Raw genomic sequence first — 24162 nt, forward strand, 5'->3', positions numbered from 1 at the left:
AGCCGCGTCTCCCCATGTCCGCCGCGGTTGCGTATAGCCGGTGCATGGACCTGATCACCACCACTGACGCGCTGCGCCAGATCTGCACACGTCTCGCCGAGCAGCCCTTCGTGACCGTCGACACGGAGTTCATGCGCGAGACGACGTATTATCCGAAACTGTGCCTGATCCAGATGGCGGCACCGGACGGCACCGGCGTCCTGGTCGATCCGCTGGCGCCCGGGATCGACCTCGAGCCGTTCATCGCGCTCATGGCCGACGAGCGCACCGTGAAGGTGTTCCACTCCGCCCGCCAGGACCTGGAGATCATCTGGCTGATCGGCGGGATCCTGCCGCACCCGTTCTTCGACACGCAGGTCGCCGCCATGGTCTGCGGCTACGGCGATTCCGTCTCGTACGAGCAGCTCGTCAACGACGTCGCCAAGGCCAAGATCGACAAGTCGTCCCGCTTCACCGACTGGTCGCGGCGCCCGCTCTCGGAGGCGCAGCTGACCTACGCGCTGTCCGACGTCACCCACTTGGTGAAGATCTACGAGGTCCTCGTCGCCGAGTTGCTGCGGACCGACCGCGGCGCCTGGCTCGACGAGGAGATGGGGGTGCTGACATCACCCGAGACCTACCGCGCCGATCCCGCCCAGGCGTGGCGGCGCCTCTCCGGCCGGATGCGCAAGCCGCGCGAGATCGCCGTGCTGATGGAGGTGGCGGCCTGGCGCGAGAGCGAGGCGCAGACGCGCAACGTCCCGCGCGGGCGCGTCCTGAAGGATGAGGCGGTCATCGATATCGCGTCGGCGGCGCCGCGGAGCGCGGAGGCGCTCGGGCGTCTCCGGACCATTCCGGCGGGCTTCGAGCGCTCGCGGACGGGAGCCGACATCGTCGCCGCCGTCGAGCGCGGCCTCGCCCGCGACACGAGCGCCGTCCGGATGCCCGAGCGCGTGCGGCGGAGCGGCGGAAACGGCGCGATCGTCGAGCTGCTGAAGGTCCTGCTGAAGGCGGTCTGCGAGGCCGAGGGCGTCGCGCCCAAGATCATCGCCACGGTCGACGATCTGGAAGCGGTCGCCGACGACGACGCCGCCGAGGTCCCGGCGCTGCAGGGGTGGCGCCGGACGCTGTTCGGTGACAAGGCTCTGGCACTGAAGCAGGGCCGGCTGGCCCTCTCGGTCGAGTCCGGTCGCATCGTGGTTCGCCCTCTGGAGGCAGAGCCCGCGACCGCCGGCTCCGACACGGCCGGGTGACGCCGCGGCAGCGCTGACGGCACAAACTCCGCGACCGGGCGTGACTCGCCGCAGGGACGGGATTAAATGGCAATTGGATTGCCGCTTAATCCCGTCCCTGCGTCCCGCGTATGTTCGAACCGAACGAGATCCTTAAGACGCTGACCGGGCGCGGTCTCGTATCGGCTGAAGGGTGCGAGCCCGTGCGCGTCCGCTACAGAGTTGTCGTCGAGAGGCGCGAGGGCGGCGTCGTCGCGTACGGAACCCTCTACGGCAGCTACGCGGGCCTGCGACCGGTCTGGCTCGAGCCGGATGCCCAGCTCCGGCTGTCGAGCGGCCGTCGCCTCAACATCTCCGTGACCGATCTGATCGGCGACGTCGCCGAGTTCGAGAGCACCGGGCCGGTCGGCGCGATCTGACGCCGCCTTCAGCCTTCCGCAGGATCCCGAGCAGCGGCCCCCGCTCGGCGTGCGCAATCCGGCTCCGATTCTGAAGTGTGGGACGATTCGGCAATTTGTCGCGCGCAAACCCCACGGCGCGAGTGCGGATCCTCCGAAAAACCGGATGCGGCGACTGGGCGCACAGGCCGAATTTGGGAGAATTCGGCAACATATAGCCACCGAAGCGTCTTGCAGTGCAGTCAGGCTGCCAGATCCCACCGTCCGTGCCCGATGCCAGCTGACTGTCAGCCCGCGCGGAAGATGCATGCTCACGCGCAGCAAAGCTCGCTCGTTTGCAAGGTCTGCATGGGAAACGCACACATCCCCGTGAGATCGGGTCGAGACCACCCAAGGACGCTTGTGCGTCGCAACATTTCTTTTCGCAAACGCATGACATCGACCGGGCCTGTGTCACGCGAAAAGAAGCTTTCACCGTGTGCCCACAGGCGTCGAACAGCGAGTTGACGGCGCTCAAAAATCTCTTAAGGTCCGGGCAAGCCTCGGTTTCGAGGGAGCCGCCTCAGGGATGGCGGTTCCTGGCTAGGGGATCTGTAGATCTCCTCGAAGTCCACTATGCCCGCTACCGAGGCGTCCATCCCTGTCGCAAACAGTCAGGTCGGAGTCCGAGCGACGCCACTCTATTCGCGCGCCGCGAGAACTCTCAAGACTTGTCGGAGGAACCCATGAGAGCGGTACATCTCCTTGCGCTCGGCGCAGGTGTCGCGGCCGTCGCCGCGCCGGCGCTGGCCAATGAAAGCGTCATGAAGGGCATCGCCAACCCGGCGGAACAGGTTCTTCAGACGGTAGATTACGCGAATACGCGTTACTCGAAGCTCGACCAGATCAACGCCAAGAACGTCAAGGACCTGCAGGTCGCCTGGACGTTCTCGACCGGCGTGCTGCGCGGCCACGAGGGCTCGCCGCTCGTCGTCGGCAACATTATGTACGTGCACACGCCGTTCCCGAACATCGTGTACGCCCTCGACCTCGACCACGAGGCGAAGATCATCTGGAAGTACGAGCCGAAGCAGGATCCGTCGGTGATCCCGGTCATGTGCTGTGACACGGTCAACCGTGGTCTGGCCTACGCCGACGGCGCCATCCTCCTGCACCAGGCCGACACCACCCTCGTGTCGCTCGACGCCAAGACCGGCAAGGTCAACTGGTCGGTCGTGAACGGCGACCCGAAGAAGGGCGAGACCAACACCGCGACGGTTCTGCCGGTCAAGGACAAGGTCATCGTCGGCATCTCGGGCGGCGAGTTCGGCGTGCAGTGCCACGTCACCGCCTACGACCTGAAGACCGGCAAGAAGGTGTGGCGCGGCTACTCCGAGGGCCCGGACGATCAGCTGATCGTCGACCCGGAGAAGACCACCTCGCTCGGCAAGCCGATCGGCAAGGACTCCTCGCTGAAGACCTGGGAAGGCGATCAGTGGAAGACCGGCGGCGGCTGCACCTGGGGCTGGTTCTCGTACGACCCCAAGCTCGACCTGATGTACTACGGCTCGGGCAACCCCTCGACCTGGAACCCCAAGCAGCGTCCGGGCGACAACAAGTGGTCCATGACCATCTGGGCGCGTAACCCGGACACCGGCATGGCCAAGTGGGTCTACCAGATGACCCCCCACGACGAGTGGGACTATGACGGCATCAACGAGATGATCCTCACGGATCAGAAGATCGACGGCAAGGAGCAGCCGCTCCTGACGCACTTCGACCGTAACGGCTTCGGCTACACGCTGAACCGCGCGGACGGCACCCTCCTCGTCGCTGAGAAGTTCGACCCGGCCGTCAACTGGGCGACCAAGGTCGACATGGACAAGGGCTCGAAGAACTACGGCCGTCCGCTGGTCGTGTCGAAGTACTCGACCGAGCAGAACGGTGAGGACACCAACTCCAAGGGCATCTGCCCGGCGGCGCTGGGCACCAAGGATCAGCAGCCTGCGGCCTTCTCGCCGAAGACCAACCTGTTCTACGTGCCCACCAACCACGTCTGCATGGACTACGAGCCGTTCCGGGTGACCTACACCCCGGGCCAGCCCTACGTCGGTGCGACCCTCTCGATGTACCCGGCCCCGAACTCGCACGGCGGCATGGGCAACTTCATCGCGTGGGACGGCGTCAACGGCAAGATCAAGTGGACCAACCCCGAGCAGTTCTCGGTGTGGTCCGGTGCTCTGGCCACCGCTGGCGACGTCGTGTTCTACGGCACGCTTGAGGGCTACCTGAAGGCTGTCGACGACAAGACCGGCAAGGAGCTGTTCAAGTTCAAGACCCCGTCGGGCATCATCGGCAACGTGATGACCTACCAGCACAAGGGCAAGCAGTACGTGGGCGTCCTCTCGGGCGTCGGCGGCTGGGCCGGCATCGGCCTCGCGGCCGGCCTGACCGACCCGAACGCCGGTCTCGGCGCGGTGGGTGGCTACGCGGCTCTGTCGCAGTACACCAACCTCGGCGGCCAGCTGACGGTCTTCGCCCTGCCGAACTAATCGGCCGCAGGGTTTGACGTGAAAAACGGTGCCGGCGCGGGTTCCCGCGCCGGCATCCTTGTGATTAGACTTTCTCGCAAGAGGCTGCGGCTCGGAGGGAGACGAAGAGCCTCGATCCAGGGAGACACATGCGTTGCTCAACCTCAGCAAGATCGTAACGCGGCCGGTTATCGCCGCCCTCGCCCTAGCGACCGTCTCGACGGTTGCCGTACATGCTGAGGATGCCAAGCCTGCCGACCCCAAGCTCGCCAATTCGCTGAACGCGAATGACAAGACCGCCGAGCAGGATCCCAAGCTGCTGAAGCAGGATGCTGCCGTGAAGGTCGACGACGGCAAGTACTTCGACGCCGACGGCCACCCCACGTTCCACGTGACCCAGGACGGCAAGATGCTCGACTGGTACACGTACTCGGGCTACCGCCGCTATCACGCCGAGTGCCACGTGTGCCACGGCCCGGACGGCATGGGCTCGACCTACGCACCGGCGCTCAAGGACTCGCTGAAGCACCTCTCGTACGAGGAGTTCATCGGCATCCTGGCGGGCGGCAAGCAGGAAGTGAACGCCGCCGAGCAGAAGGTCATGCCGGCCTTCGGCGACAACAAGAACGTCATGTGCTACTCGGACGATCTCTACGTCTACCTGAAGGCGCGCGCTTCCGGTGCGATCGGGCGTATCCGTCCCTCCGAGCACGAGGGCAAGCCCGAAGCCGCCAAGAAGGCGGAGAAGGAATGCATGGGCGGCTGATGTCGTCTCTTGCCCGGATCGCCGTTCTCTGCGCCCTGACACTGACCGGGGCGCGGGGGGCTCTCGCCCAGCATCTGCCGGATACCGTCACCACTGACGTGCTGCGCGTCTGCGGTGATCCGGGCAACATGCCGTTCTCCGAACGCAAGGAGGACGGCTTCGAGAACAAGATCGCGGCGATCATCGCCGACGAATTGAAGATCAAGGTTCGCTATTACTGGCTGACCCAGGGTCCCGGCTTCGTGCGCAACACGCTCGGAACCGGCCTCTGCGACGTCATCATGGGCCAGGCCTTCGGCAGCGACCTCGTCCAGACCACCAATCCGTACTACCGATCCGCCTACACGCTGGTCACCCGCGCGGGTGAGCTTGACGGCGTGGCGGCCCTCGACGACCCGCGCCTGAAGGGCAAGAGCATCGGCGTGATCGCCGGGACGCCGCCGGTGAACCGGATGGGCGAAGTGGGCCTCGTCTCGGCCATGAAGGCCTACGCGCCCTACCAGCTCGATCCGTCGCGGAAGCACCAGACGGTCAGCGCGGAGATCGTGGCGGCGCTGGCCTCCAAGGAGATCGACGCGGCCGTGCTCTGGGGACCGGCCGCGGGCTGGCTCGCCAAGCAGTCCGGCACGCCCATGAGCGTCGTGCCGCTGCTCAAGGAGCCGGAGCGTCCGCCGATGGCGTACCGGATCGCCATGGGTGTCCGGATCGGCGAGAACGACTGGAAGCGCTCGCTGAACACCATCCTGCGCAAGCGCAAGGCCGACATCGACAAGGTCCTGCGCGACTACGACGTGCCGCTCCTCGACGAGGAAGAGAACAAGCTCGTCGCACCGGGCGAGCGCTGACGCGCCGCGTCCCGTCCCGCGGGCCGCCGTCAGGCGCGCGCGATGCCGGTCCGGTCGAGCTTCGCCAGGGCATCCACGACGCGCTCGCCGCCGATCACGAGGTCGGGCGCGATCTCGGCCAGCGGAACCAGCACGAAGGCCCGCTCCCGCACGTAGCGGTGCGGCAGGACGAGGCGCGCGTCGTCGATGCTCGCGCCCTCGTAGGCCAGGACGTCGATGTCGATCACCCGCGGCCCCCAGCGCTCTTCGCGGATCCGGCCGAGGTCGTGCTCCACCCGCAGGCAGGCGTCGAGCAGGCCGTGCGGATCGAGGTCCGTCTCGACCGCCGCGGCGCCGTTGAGGAACCACGGCTGATCGGTCTTGCCCCAGGGCGGCGTGCGATAGTCTGCCGAGCGCGCGACGACCGTGATGCCCGGGGTCGCCGCGAGTCCGTTGACCGCGCGGTCGAGCATCGCGGCCATGTCGCCGACATTGCTGCCGATGCCGAGATACGCCCTCATCGGCCCGCCCCGCGGCGGCGCGTGATCGCGACGCCGACGCTGTCCAGGATGGCGGGAACGGGCGCGCTCGGCTTGTCGACCTGCACGGTGATGGACTCGACGTGCGCGAAGCGCGCGAGGATCTCCGCCGCGACCGTCTCGGCCAGGGCCTCGATCAGGTTGAACCGGCGCTCGGTGGCGATCTCGACGGCCAGCGCCGTGAGATCCGCGTAGCTCACCGTGCCGGCCACGTCGTCGGAGCGGCCCGCCGGGCCGAGATCGAGTTCGGCTTCCAGGGAGATGTAGAATCGCTGGCCGAGCACCGCCTCCTCGGCCAGCACGCCGTGCCGGCCGAACACGGCGATCCGGGTAACGCGGATCAGGTCGCCCGCCATGCTCAGCGCGCCTCCGGCCGCATGACGGCGTCGACGACGCGCATCGCGTCGACATGCGCCGCGACGTCGTGCACGCGCACGATATCGGCCCCGAGGGTGGCCGCGACGGCATGGGCGGCCAGGGAGCCGTGCAGGCGATCCGCCGGACGGGTCTCGCGGTCGTGCAGGCGTCCGAGGAGCGACTTGCGGGAGACGCCGACCAGGACCGGGAACCCGAGAGCGCGGATCTCGGGCAGCCGCCGCAGCGCCTCGAGATGCTGGTTCCAGGTCTTGCCGAAGCCGACCCCTGGATCGAGCACGATCTCGGAATCCGCCAGGCCCGCCCGGTGGGCGATCGCGAGGGACCGCTCGAAGAAGGCCAGCATGTCGGCGACGATGTCGAGATCCGGCTCGATCGTCTCCCGGTTGTGCATGATGATGACCGGCGCGCCGTGCGCGGCCGCCACGGAGGCGATGTCGGGCTCGCGCTGGAGTCCCCAGACGTCGTTCACGATCCGCGCGCCCGCCTCCAGCGCGACGCGCGCCGTCGACGCCTTGTAGGTGTCGATGGAGATCGGCACCGGCAGCCGCGGCGCCACGGCCCGGATGACCGGCACGACCCGCGCCTGCTCCTCCTCGGCGGGGACCGGAACGTGACCCGGCCGCGTCGACTCCCCGCCGACGTCGAGGATCGCCGCGCCTTCGGCGACCAGCCGTTCCGCCTGGGCCACCGCCTCGGCCTCCCCGGCGAACAGGCCCCCATCCGAGAAGGAATCGGGCGTGACGTTGAGGATGCCCATGACCAGCGTGCGGCCGCCGAGGGCGGGCAGCAGGTCGGACAGGCGGGAAGAGGCGGTCACAGGCGGGTCCCGTTCACGTGCGCGGTTCGGGCGCCGGTGTGCGCGAATCGGGAGGCCGGCGCAACGCCGGCCTCGCCGTTCGACTCAGCCGTGATAGCAGCGGATCTCGGCCTCGGCCTGGGCGCGGCGCAGTTCGGCGACCTTGTCGTCGAAGATCTTGGTCGACTTGAACTCGTTCGCCCGGTTGCCGATGCCCTGCCGCATCGAGAGCACCGTGCTCGCCTGCACGTACTTGTCGTACGGCAGGATCGCGGCGAGCTGATCCAGCGAGCACGAGCATTTCTGCAGGCTCTCGCGGGTCTGGCCGTTGGCGGCCATGCAGCCGAACACGTAATCGACCCGCGCGTCGGTCGGGTAGTCGTTCTCCTCGGCGGCCCAGCCGGCCAGGCCCGACAACGTCAGGGCGAGGGCGGCCAGCGCGCCGCGTTCAGCCAGCCTTCTGATCATAGCTCAGCTTCTCCTCAAGCAACTCGCCGCCGTCCGGGCTCTTCGACGACGCCTCGATCGAGACGATCTCGCCCGGGACCGAGGGGGCGGTGACGAAGGTATAGGTCATGTCGTCCATGCCGCGCATGCGCTGCGCCAGCGCGTCGCCGGCGAACGGCTTGGTGACCACGCGCCAGCCGTCGACCTCGCGGCCGCCGACCGTCACCTTGATGGGCGTCACGGTCGCCTTCTCGCGCAGGCCCTTGCGGATGGCGAGCTTGAGGTAGCGCGGGTTCGCCTCCAGCACCTTCGCGACGGCGCGGAGATGGTTCTCGAGGAACAGCGACACCACCGGGTTGCCCGACATGTCCTCGAACGGGCCGGCCGGCATCCGGTTCATCCCGGAGAACATCACGACGCTGATGTCGCGGGCCTCGGCGCTCTTCCCGGGCGTCACCTTCAGCTGAACCGTGTCCTCCAGCGGGGCCCCGAACGGCCCCTTCGAGATCCCCGAGCGGCGCAGATAATCGTAGGTCAGCGTCGAGCCCGACGCCGTGTTCTTCATGTGCGGCTGGTCGAACAGGAGGTCCGCCGCGGAGGGCGGGGCGGCGGCGTTCGCCGGGGTGACGGTGGCGGGCTTCGGCGCGTCCTCGGCGAGAGCCGGCAGCGCGGCCAGAGCCAGCGCGACCGACGTCGCGGCGAGGCCCCTCACGACAAGACTTCTCACGAGTTCACTTCCTCCTTGAGCGGCGACCGGACGTTGCTGCCGATCGTCCGGTAGACGTAGTCGGGCGGGTTGTCGGCCGCCTCCTCGGTGGCCAGCGCCCGCACCTTGGCGTGGATCGGCGAGAGCGAGCAGGCCGGATCCGTCGCGGCCGCGTCGCCGGCGAGCGCGAGCGCCTGGCAGCGGCAGCCGCCCCAGTCCTTCTCGCGCCGGTCGCAGGAGCGGCAGGGCTCCTTCATCCAGTCGGTGCCGCGATACGCCGTGAAGGCGGGCGAGTCCCGCCAGATCTCGCCGAGCGAGTGGTCGTTGACGTTCCAGAACTCCAGCCCCGGGATCGTCTCGGCCGCGTGGCACGGCAGGACCTTGCCCTGCGGCGTGACGTTCATCAGCTTGCGGCCCCAGCCGCCCGCGCAGGCCTTCGGGTACTTCGCGTAGTAGTCGGGCACGACGAGGTCGATGACGAGCTGGCCCTTCAGCCGCTCGCGGGCGGCCTCGACGATCCGGATCGACTCGTCGACCTGCGCCTTGTCGGGCATCAGGGCGGCTCGGTTGACGTAGGCCCAGCCGTAATACTGCGTGTGCGCCACCTCGAGCCGCTTGGCGCCCATCTTCACCGCGAGATCGATGAAGCCCGCCACCTCGTGGATGTTGCCGCGGTGGATCACCGAATTCAGTGTGAGGGGCAGGCCGAGCTCGACCACCTTGGCGGCGAACTCGAATTTCTGCGGCTGGGCGTTCTTCAGGCCGCCGATCTTCTCGGCGTTCTGCGCGTCGACGCCCTGCACCGAGAGCTGCACGTGGTCCAGGCCGACGTCGTAGAGCGCCTGCAGCTTGCCCAGGGCCCCGCCGACGCCGGAGGTGATCAGGTTCGAGTACAGGCCGAGATCGGCACAGGTCTTGGTGATCTCGACGATGTCGTTGCGCGCCGTCGGCTCGCCGCCGGACAGGTGCACGTGCAGGACGCCGAGCGCCGCGGCCTCCCCGAGCACGCGCTGCCACGTCTGCGTGTCGAGCTCGCCCGACCGGCGGTCGAGCTCGAGCGGATTCGAGCAGTACGGGCAGCGCAGCGGGCAGCGGTGGGTCAGCTCGGCGAGCAGACCGACCGGGGCCGGCGCATCGGTGCGGTTCGGCCTCAGCGCGTTCATCGCTCGAGAACCCGTTTCTCCGCGAGGCCGTCGAGCATCACCAGGATGTCGGCCTCGATGGCGCGAGGATCGGCCGCGTAGGTCTTGCCCAGCTCGTCCGCGATGTCGGCCACGCTGCGCGCGCCGTCCACGAGCTTGAGGACCGCGACGGCGTTGTCGTCGAGATCGAAGGTGCGCTCGGGGGCGAGCAGGACCCACTTGCCGCGGGTCTCATCGTTGCGCAGTCGAACGCCGCGCGGCAGCCGCGGGCGGTCGCCGGCCGCCATCTTCCCGCCGGCCGCTCCCGGCTTGGCCTGAGACGCCTGGGCCACGAGACCCTCGCCGGGCTGCCACGCGTCCGGCGGGACCATGCCGGGGGCGACGTAGGCGAAGTACAGGGCGTCGAGCTGTGTCCAGAGCACGGTGCACTTGAACGTCAGTGCCGCCATCGCCTGCCGCTGCAGCTCCGGCGTCGTGGCGTGCTGCTTGACGTAGTCCAGGGCGAAGTCCGCATCCCGCGGTGCCTGGGTCAGGCGCTTGTCGAAGTAGGCCAGCGTGTCCTTGGTGATGAAGTCGTAGTTCTTCAGCATCCCGGCGACGCGCTCGGAGATGATGGTCGGCGAGAACATCTCGGTCAGCGACGAGGCGATCGCCTCCAGGAGCGTCCGCTCGGAGACGAAGTGGACGTAGGCCTCGACTGAGAACTTCGTGGCCGAGAGGATGCCGCGGGTGGACAGCACGTAGTCGCGGTCGAAGCCGACGCCCTCGGCCAGCTTGAGCCAGCGCTCGATGCCGCCGTCGCCCGCGTGGTCGCCGTCGTGGTCGACGATGCGCTGGCGCCAGATCCGCCGCAGCGACGCGTCGGTCATGCGCGCCAGCACGGCGGCGTCCTTCACCGGAATCATCGCCTGGTAATAGTAGCGGTTCAGCGCCCAGGCCCGGACCTGATCCTTCGACAGCTTGCCGTCGTGCAGCAGCCGGTGGAACGGGTGCAGGTTGTGGTAGCGGCGCGCGCCGATGTCGCGCAGGGCTGCCTCCAGCTCCTCGGGACTCAGGAGACGCTGGCTGTCGGCGGTGTCCGGGGTCGGGAAGATGGCGTTCATGGCGTGTCCGGCGTCCGTTCTCGACCTGCGTTTCCTGTATCCTGATCCCGCCCTCGTCAGCGGGGCGAATGTCCGGGCTCAGGGACGATATAGTGCCGGCAACCAACGGGCCCAACCGTCAGGCGCGTCCGGGCTGCCCGTTCGCGGCACCGATGCCTGCGGCACAGGGCCCTGATCGTCGTGGTGCCGACCTGACCGCGGGGCGCCGGCTGTCGAGCCCGGGGTGCGACCCGACTTCGACCTCACCCTCCTTCGAGGCCCGCCACGCGGGGCTCTCCGAGCGGGGATCTGGGCCGCTGATCCCCGACCGCGCACCTCCTACAGCGACAGACTCAGCCCGTCGTGCGCCACGGTCCAGCCGGCCGCCTCGACATCCGCCCGCTCCGGCGACCCTTCGACCAGAACCGGGTTGGTGTTGTTGATGTGCACGAAGACGCGGCGGCCGATCTCGGTCGCCGCCAGGGCGTCGATCGAGCCGTTCGCGCCGCGCATCGGCACGTGGCCCATGCGCCAGCCGGTCTTGGTGCCGACGCCGGCCCGGATCATGTCGTCGTCGTGCAGGACGGTCCCGTCGAACAGCAGCGCGTCGACGCCCGCGATCCGCGCGCGCAGACCGTCCGTCACGCGGGCACATCCGGGAATATAGGCGAGGCGCCGGCCGCCGGCCTCGATCAAGGCGCCGACCGTGGTCTCGGTCTCGGCACCGATCTCCATCGTCTCGTCTTCCAGCCAGAGCGGCACCTTGCCGGGCACCGGGAAGAGGGTGATCGACAGGCCGGGGAGGGGCTCGAAGCGCCGGTCCATGCCGATCGGCTGCCGGGCGACGACACCTTCGGCCATCACGTCGAAGACGCGGTTGGCGTTGACCGAATCGAGGATCCCCCGCGTGCCGTAGAGCGTGTAGGGCTGACCCTCGCGCAGGGTCAGGAGACCCGCCACGTGATCGACGTCGCCGTTGGTCAGGAGAACGGCGCGGATCGGCGAGTGGCGCAGGCCCTCGCGCGGATGCATCTGCGTATTGTCGAAGAGCTGTTGCCGGATATCCGGCGAGGCGTTGATCAGCAGCCAATCCGACCCGTCCGCGGAGACCGCGATGCTCGACTGGGTTCGGGGCCGCACCCGGTCCGGTTCGGACCGCGCCAGCGTGCAGATGGGGCAGCGGCAATTCCACTGGGGAAGGCCGCCGCCGGCCGCGGAACCGAGGATCACGACGCGCATGGTGCGGCTCCCGAGATCCCCGGCCCGTAAAACTCAGTTGAAGGTGTCGATCTCGGCCGACTCGTAGCTCGTCACTTCCATGCCGACGCAGATCTCGGACACGATCGGGGCAGCCCACTTCATGGTGTTTCTCCTCAGGCGATATCTACACCGAGTGTCACGCGGTTCCTAAGAGGACCCTAAGACACTGATGGCGCTCTCATTTCCGGCGCCGGAGAGGTATCGACGATTCACGCGCGGGCTTCAAGCACTAAGTTGCCGGATCCTCCCAAATTTTTCGTGAGAGACTTCCTAAGCGTCCGGAAACCATCACGAAACAGGCGGCCCTGCGACTTAAGTACAGTGGCTCACTGGCGGAAGTCGGGACCGCGCAGTTCGAGCATGAACCCTTTGCCGCGCACGGTGACGAGGCCCGGCCCGCCGTAGCGCACGAAATCGGCCATCTTGGAGCGCAGGTAGCCGATATAGACGTCGACCACGTTGAGGGAGAGCCCGCCCTGGCTCGCCCAGAGCCGGTCGAAGATGTCGGCGCGGGAGACCGGCTTGCCGGTGCTCTCCATCAGCATGGCGAGCAGGTCGGCCTCGCGGGGCGTGAGGCGGGCGCTGGCCTCGCCGCAGCTCGCCTGCCGGGTCTCGAGGTCGAGCATCAGCTTGCCGGCGGTGATGCGCGAGCGCGGCGCCTCCGCCTGCTCGCGCCGCATCAGGTGGGTCCGCAGGCGGGCGACCAGCTCGTCGAACTCGAACGGCTTGATGATGTAGTCGTCGGCGCCGAGCGCCAGGCCCTCGGCCCGGTCGCGGATCTCGTCCCGGGCGGAGAGGAACAGGATCGCTCCGGGAAAGCCGCCCTCCCGCAGGGACCGGCAGACGTCGTGGCCCGAACCGTCAGGGAGGTTGATGTCGAGGAGCACGGCGCCGGGGGCCGGATCGTGCGCGGCCTTCAGGGCCTCGTCGACGCAGGCCGCCGTCCCGACCTCGAACCCCTCGGCCTCGAGCCCCCGGGCGAGGAGGCCGCGGATGTCGATATCGTCCTCGACGATCAGGATCCGCGTCATGCGGCCGACTCCTTCACCTGCGCGCCCATCTGGGCGCCGACGGCAGCACCGTCGACCGGTGCGGTTTCCCATGCCGGATCGCAGGCCGGGATGTCCAGGGTTACCCGGGCCCCGCGCCCGTCCGGCCCGGGGCCGAGCCGGATCGTGCCGCCGTGCTGCTCGACGATCCACCGCGCCAGGGCGAGCCCGATGCCGAACCCGGTCTCGTCCGGTCCGGCGCCGGCGCCGCGCTTGAAGCGCTCGAACAGCGCGTCCTCGGACGCGCCGAAGCCGGGACCGTCATCCGTGACGGTGATCCGCCCGACCGGCCCGGGGCCTGCCGCCAGGGCGACCTCGACCCGGGTGAGGCCGGCGGCGTGGCGGAGCGCGTTGTCGATGAGGCTCTCGACCGTCTGGCGCATCCACTCGCGGTCGGCGAGGCTCTCGACGTCGCGGGTGCCGGGATCGAGGGTGAGGCCCACCCGGCGGCGCGCCGCCTCGGAGCTCATGTTGTCCACCGCCTCCGCGAGGACCTGGGCGAGCCCCAGGCGGCGCTTGTCGAACGCGATCTCGCCGGATTCCGAGCGGGCGACGCGCAAGAGGTCCTCGACGCGCAGCTTGAGGCGCTGCGCGCGCTTCTTGATCGTCGCGAATACCGGCCCCGGATCGGCGCCCCGGGACGCGCCGCGCAGGGCGAGATCGCACTCGCCCAGGATGACCGTCAGCGGCGTGCGCAGCTCGTGGCTGACGTCGGCGAAGAAGCGGCGGCGGGACTGATCGACGGCCTCCAGCCGGGCGTTGGCGGCGCGCAGATCGGCGGTGCGGGCCGCCACGGTGTCCTCCAGCGCCGCCCGGTCGGCCGCGACCCGCGATTCCCGGCGCGCGAGCCGGGCGGCCATGCGGTTGACGTTGGTCATGAGCAGGCCGAGCTCGTCCCGCGTGGCGACGGAGAGCCGCGTATCGAGGGCGCCGTGGCCGATGGCGCTCGCGGCGCGGCGGACCTCCTCGATGCGGGCCAGGGTCGGCCGGGTGACGCCGCGGTAGAGGATCGCCAGCAGCACCAGCGCCGCCGCCACCGCGGCGGCGGCGGCCACCCGCAGGCGCTCCGACAGCGCCCGGGCCTGCTCGGAGCCGAGCGCCATGCTGCGCCGCTCGGCCTCGATCAGGAAGGAGAGCGGCTGGCCGGTCATGGCGCCGAAGCCGTTGAGCGCGCCCTTGATCGCGTCCTGACGCCGCTCCTGATCGGTCTGGCGGCTGATCAGCGACACCTGCCGGTCGAGCACCGCCCGGGCCGCGCGCAGCTGCGCCATCGGGCGAGTCCGCGCGGCGTACTGCATCCGGTCGGCCGGGTCGTCGCTCGGCGGGAAGCTCCTGGCCAGCGCCTCGTCCACGGTGGTCAGGGCGCGGTCGGCGTTGTCGCGGGCGATCGCCATCGCCTCGGGCTGGCCGTCGGGATTGCCGACGGTCTCCACCGCCGCGAGCCCGAACTGCGTGAGGCGGCCGGACAGCTCGGCCAGCAGCTCCAGCCGCCGCTGGGCCTCGAGAGTCCGGTCGACGGTCCGCTCCGCCGCCCCGATCGCCGCCAGCGCGGCCGCGGCGGCCAGCACCACCACGATGGCGGTGCCGCCGAGCAGCAGCGCGAAGCGGACCTTCAGCGAGCGCATCGTCCCCGTCCCGCTCTCAGTACCGGCGTGCCGGCGGGCCCGAGCATGGCACCGCCGGGGCGCCGAACCAAGGTCCCGTCACAGGTCCTTCGGCAGGCTGCCCTTGGCGGCGCAGCGCCACTTCTCCACGTGCCATTCCGGGTGGGCGGCCTGCCAGGTCGCGAGCGCGCTCTGTGAATTGCGCAGGCACACGAAGGGGCTCGATTTCTCGAAGGACATCTCGATGCGGTCCTCGCGGCAGGTCGAGGGCTGGGCGACGAGACAGATCGACAGCAGAAGCAGCATGGGCGCCTCCCCGGGCTTCCGGCCTCGTGCGGGCCGGCTTGGCGGGGAGCATAGGACGCGTCCACGCCCCTTGCCCAGGCGGCGTCAGGCCGCGACCCAGATCTCGCCCTTGGCGATCGTCGCTAGGTCGCCCGAGTAGCGGCGCAGCGGCTTGCCGAGGAGGTCGGCGTGCTCGGCGCTCAGGCCGCGCAGGGCCGTGGCCAGCAGGCGCAGGAACACGAGGTCGTGCGTCCCGGTCTCGACGAAGGTGGGGGACATCCGGCCGTGGCTGCCGACGAGGAGTGTGCCGCGGCGCATGCCGAAACCGGGATGGTCGCCGACCGCGAGCGCCGCCAGGGTGCCGGCGATCATGCGCGAGCCCGCGAAGGCGCCCGCGCGCCCGGCCACGATCGTCCCGCGCCGCATCCGGTCGCCGAGATGCGCGCCGGCCGTGCCGCGGATGATCAGGGTCGCGCCGTCGAGGCCCGCCTTGGCGGCGTAGACCGCGCCGCCGGCATGGTCCCCGGCATCGCCCTCGACGGTGATCGTGCCGCCCGTGGCGCCGGAAGCCGCGTACGGCCCGGCATTGCCGGTGACGGTCAGGCTGCCGCCCGCCATGCCGGCACCGAGGCGCTGGCCGACGTCGCCGGTCACCCGGATGGTTCCCCCCGACAGGGCGGCGCCCACCCGGTCGAGGCGCTCGTGGCCGCCCTCGATGGTCAGCGTGTCCGATCCGTCGAGCGAGACGGCGAAGCAGTCACCGAGACGAACGCCAGTCCGGGAGGTCCCGACCTCCAGACGCTCGGCCTCGCTCTGCGAGAGGCCGCTCAGCGACAGCGGATTGATGGCGAGGAAATCCAGCCGCTCGGGCGGGGCCGCGCGCAGGGTGAGGGTGCTCAAGGCTCAGCCCTCCTTCGTGGCGTCATGCGGCGCGATCAGGTCGCGCAGGTGATAATGGTGGCGGCCGAGATTGCCGCCGTAATTGCCCGCCGTGACGGCGATCAGGCCGTGCTTGCCGCCGATCTCGGTGGCGGCGTGCAGGCCGGCGCGCATCGAGTCGGACACGCCCTGCGAGGTGAGGGCGTCGATCACGATCTCCAGCACCACGCCGCACTCGGCCGGGAGCGCCGAGCCGGCGCGGCCCTTCAGGGTCGGGCAGTAGGCGTCGTTGGTCGAGGCCATCATGCCCTTGGTCCGGCCGCCGACCTTGGAGCCGGAGCGGACGATGCCGCCCGGGAACGGCAGGATCGCGCCCGGCACCGCCTTGGCGGCCTCGACGGCGATCTCGGCGACCTTCAGCGTCTCGGCGTGGTTGCGCCCGAGGAACAGCAGGTTGCCGCCGCCGACCGCGCCGTCGACGGCCCGGACCGAATCCTCGCAGAGAAACTCGCCGTCCATCACCGGGATGCGCCAGTAGCGCCGGGCCTTGCCGGTGGCGTCGGGCAGGCGCTTGGCCACCGCGAAGCCGTCGCCGAAGTAGCGGATCGCGCCGCCGAGCTTGATCTTGGTCGGCCCGTCCACGCCCGCGTAGCAGGCCGTGCCCGGGCAGGTGAGGATGCACTGGCCGACGCGCTTGATCAGCTGGTCCTTGAGGCCGTTCGGCTCGAAACCGAACAGCAGGATCCGCACGCCCGGCCGCCCGTCCGGAGTCTCCTCCGGCGACAGCTCGGCGTCGATGCCGGCCTCGGCGCCGCAGCCGATGACCGAGGTGGCGAAACCCGTCATCGTGGTCGCGGCGATCATCGCCCACTTGGCGGTGTCGTTCGTGACGATGATGGCCGTGCCGGCCACGTCGAACGCCTCCGCGAAGGTGTCGACGACCGGGATGCCGTTGAGGGTGAGGTCAGACATCGTACTTCCCGCGGCTCGCCCCGCTGATCACACCCGGCATGGCACGGCCTCGAAATTCTCCCGGCCCTCGCCGAAGGCCGCGTCGGGCACGGCGAAGCTGTCGAGACCCTCGCCGAACCGCTCCGTGAGGTAGGTGTCGGCGCGCTTCGCCATGGCCTTGTCGGACTCGACGGTCAGCGAGAGCGTGCGGCCGGCGCGCCACTCCACGACCTCGCCGTCCTCGACGATCGGCACACCGTCCTTGAGGACGAGCTTGGCGGCGGTGAACATCGCGGTGCGGTTCGCGTCGTCGCGGTAGACGGCGACGTCGGCCCGTGCGCCGGCCCGCAGGTGGCCGCGGTCGGCGAGGCCGAGGAGCTTCGCCGGTCCGGACCGGGTCAGCTGCGCGATCTCGGAGAGCGTGTACTCGCGCTCCAGACCCGGGAGGCTCGAGCGCTCGCCGACCACGCTCGGCAGCGTCGCGATCTCGCGGTCGCGCTCCGACTTGTCCATCAGCAGGTGGATGATGCGCGGGTACTGGGTGAACGGGCCGCCGTTCGGGTGGTCGGTGGTCAGGATCGTCCGCTCCGGGTCGGTGGAGAGCAGCATGATCTCCAGGCCGATCGCCCATTGCAGCGAGCTGGTCGGGCCCCGGGGCCGGTACAGGAACGGCACCACGCCGCCGCCCTCGGCGTCGCCCGCGTTCAGGACCCACTTCTTCGGCTTGGCGCCCTTACGGCCGGCGAACTGGCGGAGGATGTCGAGGGACACGGTCACGGTCTGGCCGAACACGACCTGCCCGATGTCGAGGGTGGCGTTCGGGTTGTCGGTGATCGCCTGGGCGATCCGCTCGGCGGCCGAGCGGAAGCCGCCGGTGCCGGGATTGGCCGGGTCGACCGCGCCGTAGGCGTAGAACTGCGCGTGGGCGAAGTGGATGCGCCGCCCCTCCGCCGCGTCCAGCGTCGCCATGAAGCTGTCGTCGGCCCCGGGCAGGCCGAGGTTGTTGCAGTGGACGTGCAGCGGGTGCGGGACGCCGATCTCCTCGACCGCGTCGAGGAGCGAGCCCATGATCTGCCGGGTCGAGAGCCCGTAGCAGGGGATCTCGTCGTCGAGCGACAGGCGCAGGGCCCCGTCCTTGAAGGCCGAGGCGCCGCCCGCGTTGATGCACTTGACCCCGAGGCCGCGCGACTGGGCGACCGACAGGGCGACGAGGTCGCGCACGGCGTTGCCGCCCTGGCGCTCGCGCAGGAGCTGCAGGAGCTGGTCATCGTTGCCCATCACGGTCAGCGCGCCGCGGTCGAGCAGCGGGATGTCGGCGAGCTCGAGCTGCGTGCCGAGGGCGTGGGTCGGCGGCATCGCCGGCTCGACGGCCGTGGTGTAGCCCATCCGCGCGTAGGTCGAACCGATCCAGGCCGCCGCCCCGCCCGCGTGGGCGAAGGGATGGCCGTCGGGCGCCGCCTCGCTGACGTAGAGGTCGGGCAGCAGCAGCCGCGAGGTGATCACGTTGCCGCCGGCGATGTGCGAGTGCACCTCGACGCCGCCCGCCATCACCACGCAGCCCGCCGCGTCGATCACCGCGTCGGGCTCGCGGCCCGGCGGATCGACGACTTGGCCGTCCTCGATCCAGACGTCGCCCACGGAATCGCGGGACGCGGTCGGATCGACGACGCGCCCGCCCCGGATCACGCTCAGCATGCGGGTTCACTCCTCGACGCGGCCGGGCCCGTGACCAGGCGCTCCTTGAGGGCGCCCAGCACCGACGCGGCCGACGGCAGATCCGACGGCGCCGAGGCCGGCCAGAAGGTCAGCGCGGCGCGCTGCTCGTTCCACAACACGCCGCCGTGGTCGCGGCCGGGCTGGCCGACCGCGATCACCACCTCGGCGGCCCGCGCCTCGCCGTCCGCGACGAGCGCGACGGACGGGACGTTCGACAGCCAGTCCGGGCGCGACACCGGGACGGCGCCGAGCCACAGGACGGCGTCGACCTCGCCGGCGGCGACCTGCCGGGCGGCGTCGAAGCGCCAGGGATCGTGCTCGGGCACGCGGCGGCCGAAGCCGCTGCGCGGCGCCTGCCCGGTGAGCCAGGCCGAGACCGGCACCACCGCGCGGTCCTGACCGGTGCCGCCGACCGCGAGGGTGAAGCAGCGCGTCGTCTCGCTGAGCTCCATGGCGAGACCCTGCAGCATCTCGATGCCGACCTCGCCGAGCTCGGCGGCGTCGTAGAGGAGGACGCCATACTGGGCCGCGGCGAGCCGGGCGGCGATCTGGCCGGGGAGGTCATCGCCGGCGAGGTGGCCGCGGGCGTGGGCGCGCAGCACGCCGACCGCCTCGGTCAGCCCGCCCTCGGCCGGCCAGGACAGCGACGCGGTGGCGTTGGCGCCGACGGCCAGCAGCGCGCGCTCCGATCCGGCTGCGCGACCGCGGGTCGGCTTGTCGTCGACGAGGCGCTTCAGGAGCGGCGCCTGCCAGGGGGCGGCGCCCACCACCAGCACCACGTCGGCGCGCCCGACGGCCTCGGCCGGCGTCGAGGTCAGCGCCCCGACCCGGCTCAGCGCTCCGAGGTCCGCGTAGGTGCCGGCCGAGCCGGCGGTGTCGACGGAGGCGCCGATGCGCCCCGCGAGATCGTAGGCCGCGCGGATCGCGGCGACGTCGGCGCTGAGGCCGGCGATCACCGGCGCGCGCGCTTTGGCGAGGAGGGATGCGGCCGCCTCGATGGCGGTGCCCGCGTCCGTCGCGCCGCCCTTCACCCAGGCTGCCATGCTCCCTCTCGCAACGTTCTTGCTTGGTTTCGGAGCGGGCGACGGCCGTAAGACCGGACGAAGCGGGTGCCCCTCGAGCCCGAGGGTTCCCCACCGAATCGGAATGGCTCATCCGCCCGGCATGTCCGGGCAGGCGGCAAACTCGGCGCGCCGTCGCGGGCCTAGGTTTGCATTCATCCGCGCACGGCGGCAAGGGGGTCCGGCAGCGTTGCGCGTCGGGAAGTGAATCGCGGGTATCGGTTTGCCGCCGCGCGCCGACCTGCGGTCGGCTCAGGGACGGCGTGCCGCCGGCGCGGCGGAAACCGTGTTGCGATTATTCCGGGCGGTCTGTCCTGCGCCGCCGGCGGGCACGATCCGCGCGCACCCACGTTGCCCGGTCCAGGGACGCGTGTGAAAAGCGCGCCGCGCGGGCGCCGGACCTGCGGGATTCGAGGGAAGTGCGTTGGGCGAGGTCGCCAATCGAGACGAGGTGGCGGCGGACGGCGCCGTGCGGGTCGAGGCGCCGGCACGGCTGCATTTCGGGTTCCTGGATCTGCACGGTGGGCTCGGCCGCCGCTTCGGCAGCATCGGGTTGGCCATCGACGCGCCGTCCCTGGCCCTGACCGCCCGCCGGGCGGCCCGGCCCGACGTCACGGGTCCCGAGGCCGACCGCGTGCGCGGCTACGTCGAGGCCGCAGCCGCCCATCTCGGGCGCGGCGGGGACGTCGCCATCGATGTCGAGCGGGTGATCCCGGCCCATGCCGGGTTCGGCTCGGGCACGCAGCTCGCCCTCGCGGTGGCGGCCGCGATGGCGCGCCTGAACGGCGAGCCATTCGCGGCGGATGCCTTCGCGGCGACCCTGGACCGGGGCAACCGGTCCGGCGTCGGCCTCTGCGCCTTCACGGAGGGCGGGCTCATCGTCGACGGCGGCCGCGGCGCGGATGGCGGGCCGCCGCCGGTCATCGCGCGTCTGCCCTATCCCGAGGCCTGGCGGATCGTCCTGATGCTCGATCCGAGCATGGCCGGCGTGCACGGGACGCGCGAGGTCGAGGCGTTCCGCGACCTGCCGCGCTTCCCGGAGGCGCAGGCCGCCGAGATCTGCCGGATCGCGCTGATGCAGGTGCTGCCCGCCGCCGTCCTGGCGGAGCCGAAGGGCTTCGGCGCCGGCATCACCCGGATCCAGACGCTGATCGGCGACCACTTCGCGCCCCATCAGGGCGGCCGCTACGCCAGCGCCGCGGTGGCGGAGGCGCTCGCCAGCGTCGCCGCGCAGGGTATCGCGGGCTACGGCCAGTCCTCCTGGGGGCCGACCGGCTTCGCGCTGGTCCCGTCCGAGGCCGAGGCCCGCGCCCTGGTGGCCGGCCTCGACCGGGGCGGCCCCCTCCGGTTCGTCATCGCCCGGGGCCGCAACGGTGGCGCTTCGGTAACCGGTCCGGCGTGAGCCGTCCGCCCCGGGCTTGACCCGGGGCGCCGCTCCGGGTTTGGACGGAGGGAAGGCGCCTCTCTCGCGCGCCGCACGAGGATTCCATGGCCCGCTCGATCCTCCACATGCTGACGCCGCTCCGGCACATGAGCCCGTTCGACGTGAACATGGCCGTGGATGCCGGTTTCGAGACGGTGGTGACCTACACGGAGGTCAGCCTCGCCGACGTGGTCTCGCTGACTCAGGATTCGATCTTCTCGCGGTCGCCGGCCGACGGGACGCGGACGGGCATCTTCATCGGCGGCAAGAACGCCGAGGACGCCCTCGACATGGTCGACCGCGCCAAGAAGGCCTTCGTGCCGCCCTTCGTGAACCACGTTTTCGCCGACCCGGCGGGCTCGTTCACCACCGGCGCCGCCATGGTGGCGCAGGTCTCCCGCGCCCTGCGGCAGAAATTCAACACCGACCTCACGGGCAAGCGCATCGTGATCTTCGGCGGCGCGGGCGTCGTCGCCTACGTGGCCGCGGTGATCGGCGCCCTGCAGGGCGCCACCACCGTTCTGGTCGGCCACGACGGCGAGGAGCGCGTCTCGAAGATCGCCTTCACGATGAAGTGGCGCTTCGGCATCGAGGTCGGCGCCGTCGACGGCACGACGCCCGAGGATCGCCGCGCCGCCATCCGCGACGCCGACGTCATCCTCTCGGCCGGTCCGGCGGGCATCCCGATCCTCACCGCGGAGGATCTGAAATCCGCGCCGAAGCTGCTCGTCGCCTCGGACGTCAACGCCGTGCCGCCCGCCGGCATCGCGGGGATCGACGTCAACGCGGTCGATGTCGCGCTGCCGAGCGGCAAGGGCGTCGGCATCGGCGCGCTGGCGGTCGGAAACGTGAAGTACCAGACGCAGCGGCGCCTGTTCGACCGGATGCTCGCCTCCGACACGCCGCTGTGCCTCGACTTCCGCGACGCCTACGCGCTCGCCGTGGAGATCGCCGGCTAGGCCGCTCCGGCACCGGCCACCGATGGCGGATGCGGTCCTGATCGCCGCGCAGGCCGGGCGTGCCCTGGCCGAAGCGGCGCGGCGCGCCGGGCTCCGCCCCTACGTGGCCGACCTGTTCGGCGATTCCGACACCCGCGTGCTGGCCGAGGCCTACCGGCCGCTGCCGGGCCGCTTCGGCACCGCCCCCGCCGCCGACGCCACCCTGGCGGCCCTCGACGACCTCGCCGCGCGGGCCGGAAGCCCGGTCGGCCTGATCCTGGGCAGCGGCTTCGAGGACGCACCCGACCTGATCGCGCGCCTCGCCGCGCGGCACCGGCTGATCGGCGCCTCGGCCGGGACCGTCGCCGCCCTCAAGGATCCCCTGGCCTTCGCGGCCCTGTGCGCGCGCCTCGGCGTGCCGCATCCGGCCGTCGCCACCGAGCCGCCGCCGGATCCCGCGGCGTGGCTGCTCAAGCGGGTCGGGGGCTCCGGAGGCAGCCACATCCGACCGGCCACCCGGTCGCCCGCGCCGGCGGACCACTATTTCCAGGCGCGCGTTCCGGGGCGGCCGCACGCCCTGAACGTCCTCGCCGACGGGCGCACGATCCGCGTCCTCGCGGTCACCGAGCAGTGGTGCGCGCCGTCGCCGATCCGCCCGTTCCGCTACGCGGGGGCGCTCGCCCGCGGCGCCGGAGAAGCCCCGGCGCTCCCCGCTTCGGTCCTAGAGGCGGCCGCCGCCGGGACCGAGCGGATCGTCGCCGCGACGGGCCTGCGCGGCCTCGCCAGCGCCGACCTGCTGGTCGACGGGCCCGACTGGTGGCTCACCGAGATCAACCCGAGGCCCGGAGCGACCCTCGACGTCCTCGACCGGCGCGGGACGCCGCTGCTCGCGGCCCATATCGCCGCCTGCCTCGGCACGATGCCGGAGCCCGGACCGCATCCGGCGGGTGCGGCGGCCGCGCAGATCTGTTACGCGGACCGTGAGCTTGCGCCTGTGCCGGCCCTCGACTGGCCGGACTGCGTGCGCGACCGCCCGTGCCCCGGCTCGGTGGTCCGCCGCGACGCGCCGCTCTGCACGGTGCTGGCCGAAGGCGCGGACCGGGCGGAGGTGCTCGCCCTGTTGGAAACGCGGACGGCACACCTGCGGGCCGTCTGCGCGGCGAAGAAAACACACCCCGAGGAAGCCCCGTCATGAGTGCCAGCCCGTCCTATCCCAGCATCAACGCGCTCTCAGGCCCCCTGGTCGAGCGGCTCGTGGCCGACGCCGCGACCCTGCGGCTCTCCGTGTCGCAGGCCGCCGGCGGCGCCCGCATGGTCGATGCCGGCGCGCAGGCGCGGGGCTCGATCGAGGCCGGGCGGCGCATCGCCGAGATCTGCCTCGGCGGCCTCGGCACCGTTACCATCGCGCCGAGCGGGCCGATCGCGTCCTGGCCCTACTCGGTGACCGTCCATTCCGCCGACCCGGTGCTCGCGTGCCTGGGCAGCCAGTACGCCGGCTGGAGCCTCGCGGACGAGACCGGCGATTCCGGCTTCTTCGCCCTCGGCTCGGGCCCCGGCCGCGCGGTGGCGGCCGTCGAGGACCTGTACCAGGAGCTCGGCTTCCGCGATTCCGCCACCAAGACCGCCCTCGTGCTGGAAGCGGCGGGCGGCCCGCCCGAGAGCGTCGTTGCGAAAGTCGCCGAGGCCTCCGGCCTCAGGCCCGAGGACCTGACCTTCATCTTCGCGCCGACCCAGAGCCTCGCCGGCTCCACCCAGGTCGTGGCCCGCGTCCTCGAGGTCGCCCTCCACAAGGCCCACACGGTCGGCTTCGACCTGCACGCCATCGTGGACGGGATCGGCTCTGCGCCGCTGTCGCCGCCCCACCCGGACTTCATCAAGGCGATGGGCCGCACCAACGACGCGATCATCTACGGCGGCCGGGTCCAGCTGTTCGTGGATGCCGACGACGCGGACGCCAAGCAGCTCGCCGAGCAGCTGCCCTCGACCACGTCGAGCGACCACGGCGCGCCCTTCGCCGAGATCTTCGCGCGGGTGAACGGCGACTTCTACAAGATCGACGGCGCCCTGTTCTCGCCGGCCGAGGCGATCGTCACGTCGGTGCGCTCCGGCGCCACCTATCGCGGCGGCCGCCTGGAGCCGACGCTGGTCGACGCGTCCTTCGTCTGAGGGCACGCGGGGCGCCCCGCCCGCGCGGCGG

The 24162-nt window shown here is 71.0% G+C and carries 25 protein-coding genes; 9 read left to right on the forward strand and 16 right to left on the reverse strand.

Annotated elements, in window-relative coordinates:
* The first annotated feature begins 44 nt into the window (after positions 1–44).
* From rnd to xoxJ, 5 genes are all read left to right on the forward strand, one after another.
* Positions 45–1232 (forward strand): ribonuclease D, encoded by a 1188-nt coding sequence (gene rnd / locus LOK46_RS02755; RefSeq protein WP_273562379.1) that lies wholly within the window; start codon positions 45–47, stop codon positions 1230–1232.
* 182 nt (positions 1233–1414) lie between these two features.
* Positions 1415–1630 carry a hypothetical protein gene (locus LOK46_RS02760; RefSeq protein ID WP_273562380.1) on the forward strand — a complete coding sequence of 72 codons (216 nt, stop codon included), beginning with the start codon at positions 1415–1417 and terminating at the stop codon, positions 1628–1630.
* 704 nt (positions 1631–2334) lie between these two features.
* Positions 2335–4140 carry a lanthanide-dependent methanol dehydrogenase XoxF1 gene (gene xoxF1 / locus LOK46_RS02765; RefSeq protein ID WP_273562381.1) on the forward strand — a complete coding sequence of 602 codons (1806 nt, stop codon included), beginning with the start codon at positions 2335–2337 and terminating at the stop codon, positions 4138–4140.
* Positions 4141–4273: 133 nt separating this feature from the next.
* Positions 4274–4885 carry a c-type cytochrome, methanol metabolism-related gene (locus LOK46_RS02770; RefSeq protein ID WP_273562382.1) on the forward strand — a complete coding sequence of 204 codons (612 nt, stop codon included), beginning with the start codon at positions 4274–4276 and terminating at the stop codon, positions 4883–4885.
* Positions 4870–5730 (forward strand): rare earth element methanol dehydrogenase accessory protein XoxJ, encoded by an 861-nt coding sequence (gene xoxJ / locus LOK46_RS02775; protein WP_443192857.1) that lies wholly within the window; start codon positions 4870–4872, stop codon positions 5728–5730. Before LOK46_RS02770 ends, xoxJ begins: the two co-directional genes overlap by 16 nt.
* Positions 5731–5759: 29 nt before the next feature.
* On the opposite strand, the gene folK is transcribed toward xoxJ, so the two are convergent.
* The 16 genes from folK to LOK46_RS02855 all read right to left on the reverse strand — a co-directional run bounded on the left by folK (position 5760) and on the right by LOK46_RS02855 (position 19586).
* Entirely contained in the window at positions 5760–6230 is a 471-nt protein-coding gene (gene folK, locus LOK46_RS02780; protein WP_273562384.1) for a 2-amino-4-hydroxy-6-hydroxymethyldihydropteridine diphosphokinase, read from the reverse strand.
* A complete protein-coding gene (gene folB / locus LOK46_RS02785) occupies positions 6227–6604 on the reverse strand; it encodes a dihydroneopterin aldolase (RefSeq protein WP_273562385.1) in 378 nt (125 codons plus the stop codon). Before folB ends, folK begins: the two co-directional genes overlap by 4 nt.
* Positions 6605–6606: 2 nt before the next feature.
* Positions 6607–7443, reverse strand: coding sequence for a dihydropteroate synthase (folP, locus tag LOK46_RS02790; RefSeq protein ID WP_273562386.1), 837 nt, complete (start codon positions 7441–7443; stop codon positions 6607–6609).
* 84 nt (positions 7444–7527) lie between these two features.
* Positions 7528–7890, reverse strand: a complete 363-nt coding sequence (locus LOK46_RS02795; RefSeq protein WP_091678351.1) for a hypothetical protein — start codon at positions 7888–7890, stop codon at positions 7528–7530.
* Positions 7871–8596, reverse strand: coding sequence for a hypothetical protein (locus tag LOK46_RS02800; protein ID WP_273562387.1), 726 nt, complete (start codon positions 8594–8596; stop codon positions 7871–7873). Before LOK46_RS02800 ends, LOK46_RS02795 begins: the two co-directional genes overlap by 20 nt.
* Entirely contained in the window at positions 8593–9738 is a 1146-nt protein-coding gene (pqqE, locus tag LOK46_RS02805) for a pyrroloquinoline quinone biosynthesis protein PqqE (RefSeq protein ID WP_273562388.1), read from the reverse strand. Before pqqE ends, LOK46_RS02800 begins: the two co-directional genes overlap by 4 nt.
* Positions 9735–10820 carry a pyrroloquinoline-quinone synthase PqqC gene (gene pqqC / locus LOK46_RS02810; RefSeq protein ID WP_273562389.1) on the reverse strand — a complete coding sequence of 362 codons (1086 nt, stop codon included), beginning with the start codon at positions 10818–10820 and terminating at the stop codon, positions 9735–9737. The genes pqqE and pqqC overlap by 4 nt, the downstream gene beginning before the upstream one ends.
* Positions 10821–11138: 318 nt before the next feature.
* The gene (gene pqqB, locus LOK46_RS02815; protein ID WP_273562390.1) at positions 11139–12038 is read right to left on the reverse strand and encodes a pyrroloquinoline quinone biosynthesis protein PqqB; all 900 of its coding nucleotides are present in this window, start codon (positions 12036–12038) and stop codon (positions 11139–11141) included.
* A gap of 33 nt (positions 12039–12071) precedes the next feature.
* Positions 12072–12161 carry a pyrroloquinoline quinone precursor peptide PqqA gene (gene pqqA, locus LOK46_RS02820; protein WP_012317526.1) on the reverse strand — a complete coding sequence of 30 codons (90 nt, stop codon included), beginning with the start codon at positions 12159–12161 and terminating at the stop codon, positions 12072–12074.
* Between the two features lie 224 nt (positions 12162–12385).
* On the reverse strand, positions 12386–13090 hold the full coding sequence (locus LOK46_RS02825) for a response regulator transcription factor (protein ID WP_273562391.1): 705 nt from the start codon (positions 13088–13090) through the stop codon (positions 12386–12388).
* A complete protein-coding gene (locus tag LOK46_RS02830) occupies positions 13087–14733 on the reverse strand; it encodes a sensor histidine kinase (protein ID WP_273562392.1) in 1647 nt (548 codons plus the stop codon). Before LOK46_RS02830 ends, LOK46_RS02825 begins: the two co-directional genes overlap by 4 nt.
* A 78-nt stretch (positions 14734–14811) precedes the next feature.
* Positions 14812–15018, reverse strand: coding sequence for a hypothetical protein (locus tag LOK46_RS02835; protein ID WP_273562393.1), 207 nt, complete (start codon positions 15016–15018; stop codon positions 14812–14814).
* A gap of 84 nt (positions 15019–15102) precedes the next feature.
* Positions 15103–15897: a formylmethanofuran dehydrogenase subunit C gene (locus LOK46_RS02840; protein WP_273562394.1), complete on the reverse strand. Its 795-nt coding sequence runs from the start codon at positions 15895–15897 to the stop codon at positions 15103–15105.
* Between the two features lie 3 nt (positions 15898–15900).
* A complete protein-coding gene (gene fhcD / locus LOK46_RS02845; protein ID WP_273562395.1) occupies positions 15901–16848 on the reverse strand; it encodes a formylmethanofuran--tetrahydromethanopterin N-formyltransferase in 948 nt (315 codons plus the stop codon).
* 27 nt (positions 16849–16875) lie between these two features.
* Positions 16876–18522: a formylmethanofuran dehydrogenase subunit A gene (locus LOK46_RS02850; protein ID WP_273562396.1), complete on the reverse strand. Its 1647-nt coding sequence runs from the start codon at positions 18520–18522 to the stop codon at positions 16876–16878.
* Positions 18516–19586 carry a formyltransferase gene (locus LOK46_RS02855; RefSeq protein ID WP_273562397.1) on the reverse strand — a complete coding sequence of 357 codons (1071 nt, stop codon included), beginning with the start codon at positions 19584–19586 and terminating at the stop codon, positions 18516–18518. Before LOK46_RS02855 ends, LOK46_RS02850 begins: the two co-directional genes overlap by 7 nt.
* 442 nt (positions 19587–20028) lie before the next feature.
* On the opposite strand from LOK46_RS02855, the gene LOK46_RS02860 reads away from it, so the two are divergent.
* The 4 genes from LOK46_RS02860 to mch all read left to right on the forward strand — a co-directional run bounded on the left by LOK46_RS02860 (position 20029) and on the right by mch (position 24131).
* Entirely contained in the window at positions 20029–21006 is a 978-nt protein-coding gene (locus tag LOK46_RS02860; protein ID WP_273562398.1) for a beta-ribofuranosylaminobenzene 5'-phosphate synthase family protein, read from the forward strand.
* An 86-nt stretch (positions 21007–21092) separates the two neighbouring features.
* Positions 21093–21986, forward strand: coding sequence for an NAD(P)-dependent methylenetetrahydromethanopterin dehydrogenase (locus LOK46_RS02865; RefSeq protein ID WP_273562399.1), 894 nt, complete (start codon positions 21093–21095; stop codon positions 21984–21986).
* Positions 21987–22008: 22 nt separating this feature from the next.
* Positions 22009–23160: an ATP-grasp domain-containing protein gene (locus LOK46_RS02870; protein ID WP_273562400.1), complete on the forward strand. Its 1152-nt coding sequence runs from the start codon at positions 22009–22011 to the stop codon at positions 23158–23160.
* Positions 23157–24131 (forward strand): methenyltetrahydromethanopterin cyclohydrolase, encoded by a 975-nt coding sequence (gene mch / locus LOK46_RS02875; protein ID WP_273562401.1) that lies wholly within the window; start codon positions 23157–23159, stop codon positions 24129–24131. Before LOK46_RS02870 ends, mch begins: the two co-directional genes overlap by 4 nt.
* Positions 24132–24162 lie beyond the last annotated feature (31 nt).

The organism is Methylobacterium sp. NMS14P (assembly GCF_028583545.1).
GTDB lineage: Bacteria > Pseudomonadota > Alphaproteobacteria > Rhizobiales > Beijerinckiaceae > Methylobacterium.

Excerpts from the sequence above, each read along its gene's own strand:
- LOK46_RS02870 (WP_273562400.1), top strand. The coding sequence starts at position 22,009 with ATGGCGGATGCGGTCCTGATCGCCGCGCAGGCCGGGCGTGCCCTGGCC.
- LOK46_RS02865 (WP_273562399.1), top strand. The coding sequence starts at position 21,093 with ATGGCCCGCTCGATCCTCCACATGCTGACGCCGCTCCGGCACATGAGC.
- pqqB (WP_273562390.1), bottom strand. The coding sequence starts at position 12,038 with ATGCGCGTCGTGATCCTCGGTTCCGCGGCCGGCGGCGGCCTTCCCCAG.
- xoxJ (WP_443192857.1), top strand. The coding sequence starts at position 4,870 with ATGCATGGGCGGCTGATGTCGTCTCTTGCCCGGATCGCCGTTCTCTGC.
- LOK46_RS02795 (WP_091678351.1), bottom strand. The coding sequence starts at position 7,890 with ATGATCAGAAGGCTGGCTGAACGCGGCGCGCTGGCCGCCCTCGCCCTG.
- pqqA (WP_012317526.1), bottom strand. The coding sequence starts at position 12,161 with ATGAAGTGGGCTGCCCCGATCGTGTCCGAGATCTGCGTCGGCATGGAA.
- rnd (WP_273562379.1), top strand. The coding sequence starts at position 45 with ATGGACCTGATCACCACCACTGACGCGCTGCGCCAGATCTGCACACGT.
- folB (WP_273562385.1), bottom strand. The coding sequence starts at position 6,604 with ATGGCGGGCGACCTGATCCGCGTTACCCGGATCGCCGTGTTCGGCCGG.
- LOK46_RS02835 (WP_273562393.1), bottom strand. The coding sequence starts at position 15,018 with ATGCTGCTTCTGCTGTCGATCTGTCTCGTCGCCCAGCCCTCGACCTGC.
- LOK46_RS02850 (WP_273562396.1), bottom strand. The coding sequence starts at position 18,522 with ATGCTGAGCGTGATCCGGGGCGGGCGCGTCGTCGATCCGACCGCGTCC.
- xoxF1 (WP_273562381.1), top strand. The coding sequence starts at position 2,335 with ATGAGAGCGGTACATCTCCTTGCGCTCGGCGCAGGTGTCGCGGCCGTC.
- mch (WP_273562401.1), top strand. The coding sequence starts at position 23,157 with ATGAGTGCCAGCCCGTCCTATCCCAGCATCAACGCGCTCTCAGGCCCC.
- folK (WP_273562384.1), bottom strand. The coding sequence starts at position 6,230 with ATGAGGGCGTATCTCGGCATCGGCAGCAATGTCGGCGACATGGCCGCG.
- LOK46_RS02830 (WP_273562392.1), bottom strand. The coding sequence starts at position 14,733 with ATGCGCTCGCTGAAGGTCCGCTTCGCGCTGCTGCTCGGCGGCACCGCC.
- fhcD (WP_273562395.1), bottom strand. The coding sequence starts at position 16,848 with ATGTCTGACCTCACCCTCAACGGCATCCCGGTCGTCGACACCTTCGCG.
- LOK46_RS02825 (WP_273562391.1), bottom strand. The coding sequence starts at position 13,090 with ATGACGCGGATCCTGATCGTCGAGGACGATATCGACATCCGCGGCCTC.
- pqqE (WP_273562388.1), bottom strand. The coding sequence starts at position 9,738 with ATGAACGCGCTGAGGCCGAACCGCACCGATGCGCCGGCCCCGGTCGGT.
- LOK46_RS02855 (WP_273562397.1), bottom strand. The coding sequence starts at position 19,586 with ATGGCAGCCTGGGTGAAGGGCGGCGCGACGGACGCGGGCACCGCCATC.
- pqqC (WP_273562389.1), bottom strand. The coding sequence starts at position 10,820 with ATGAACGCCATCTTCCCGACCCCGGACACCGCCGACAGCCAGCGTCTC.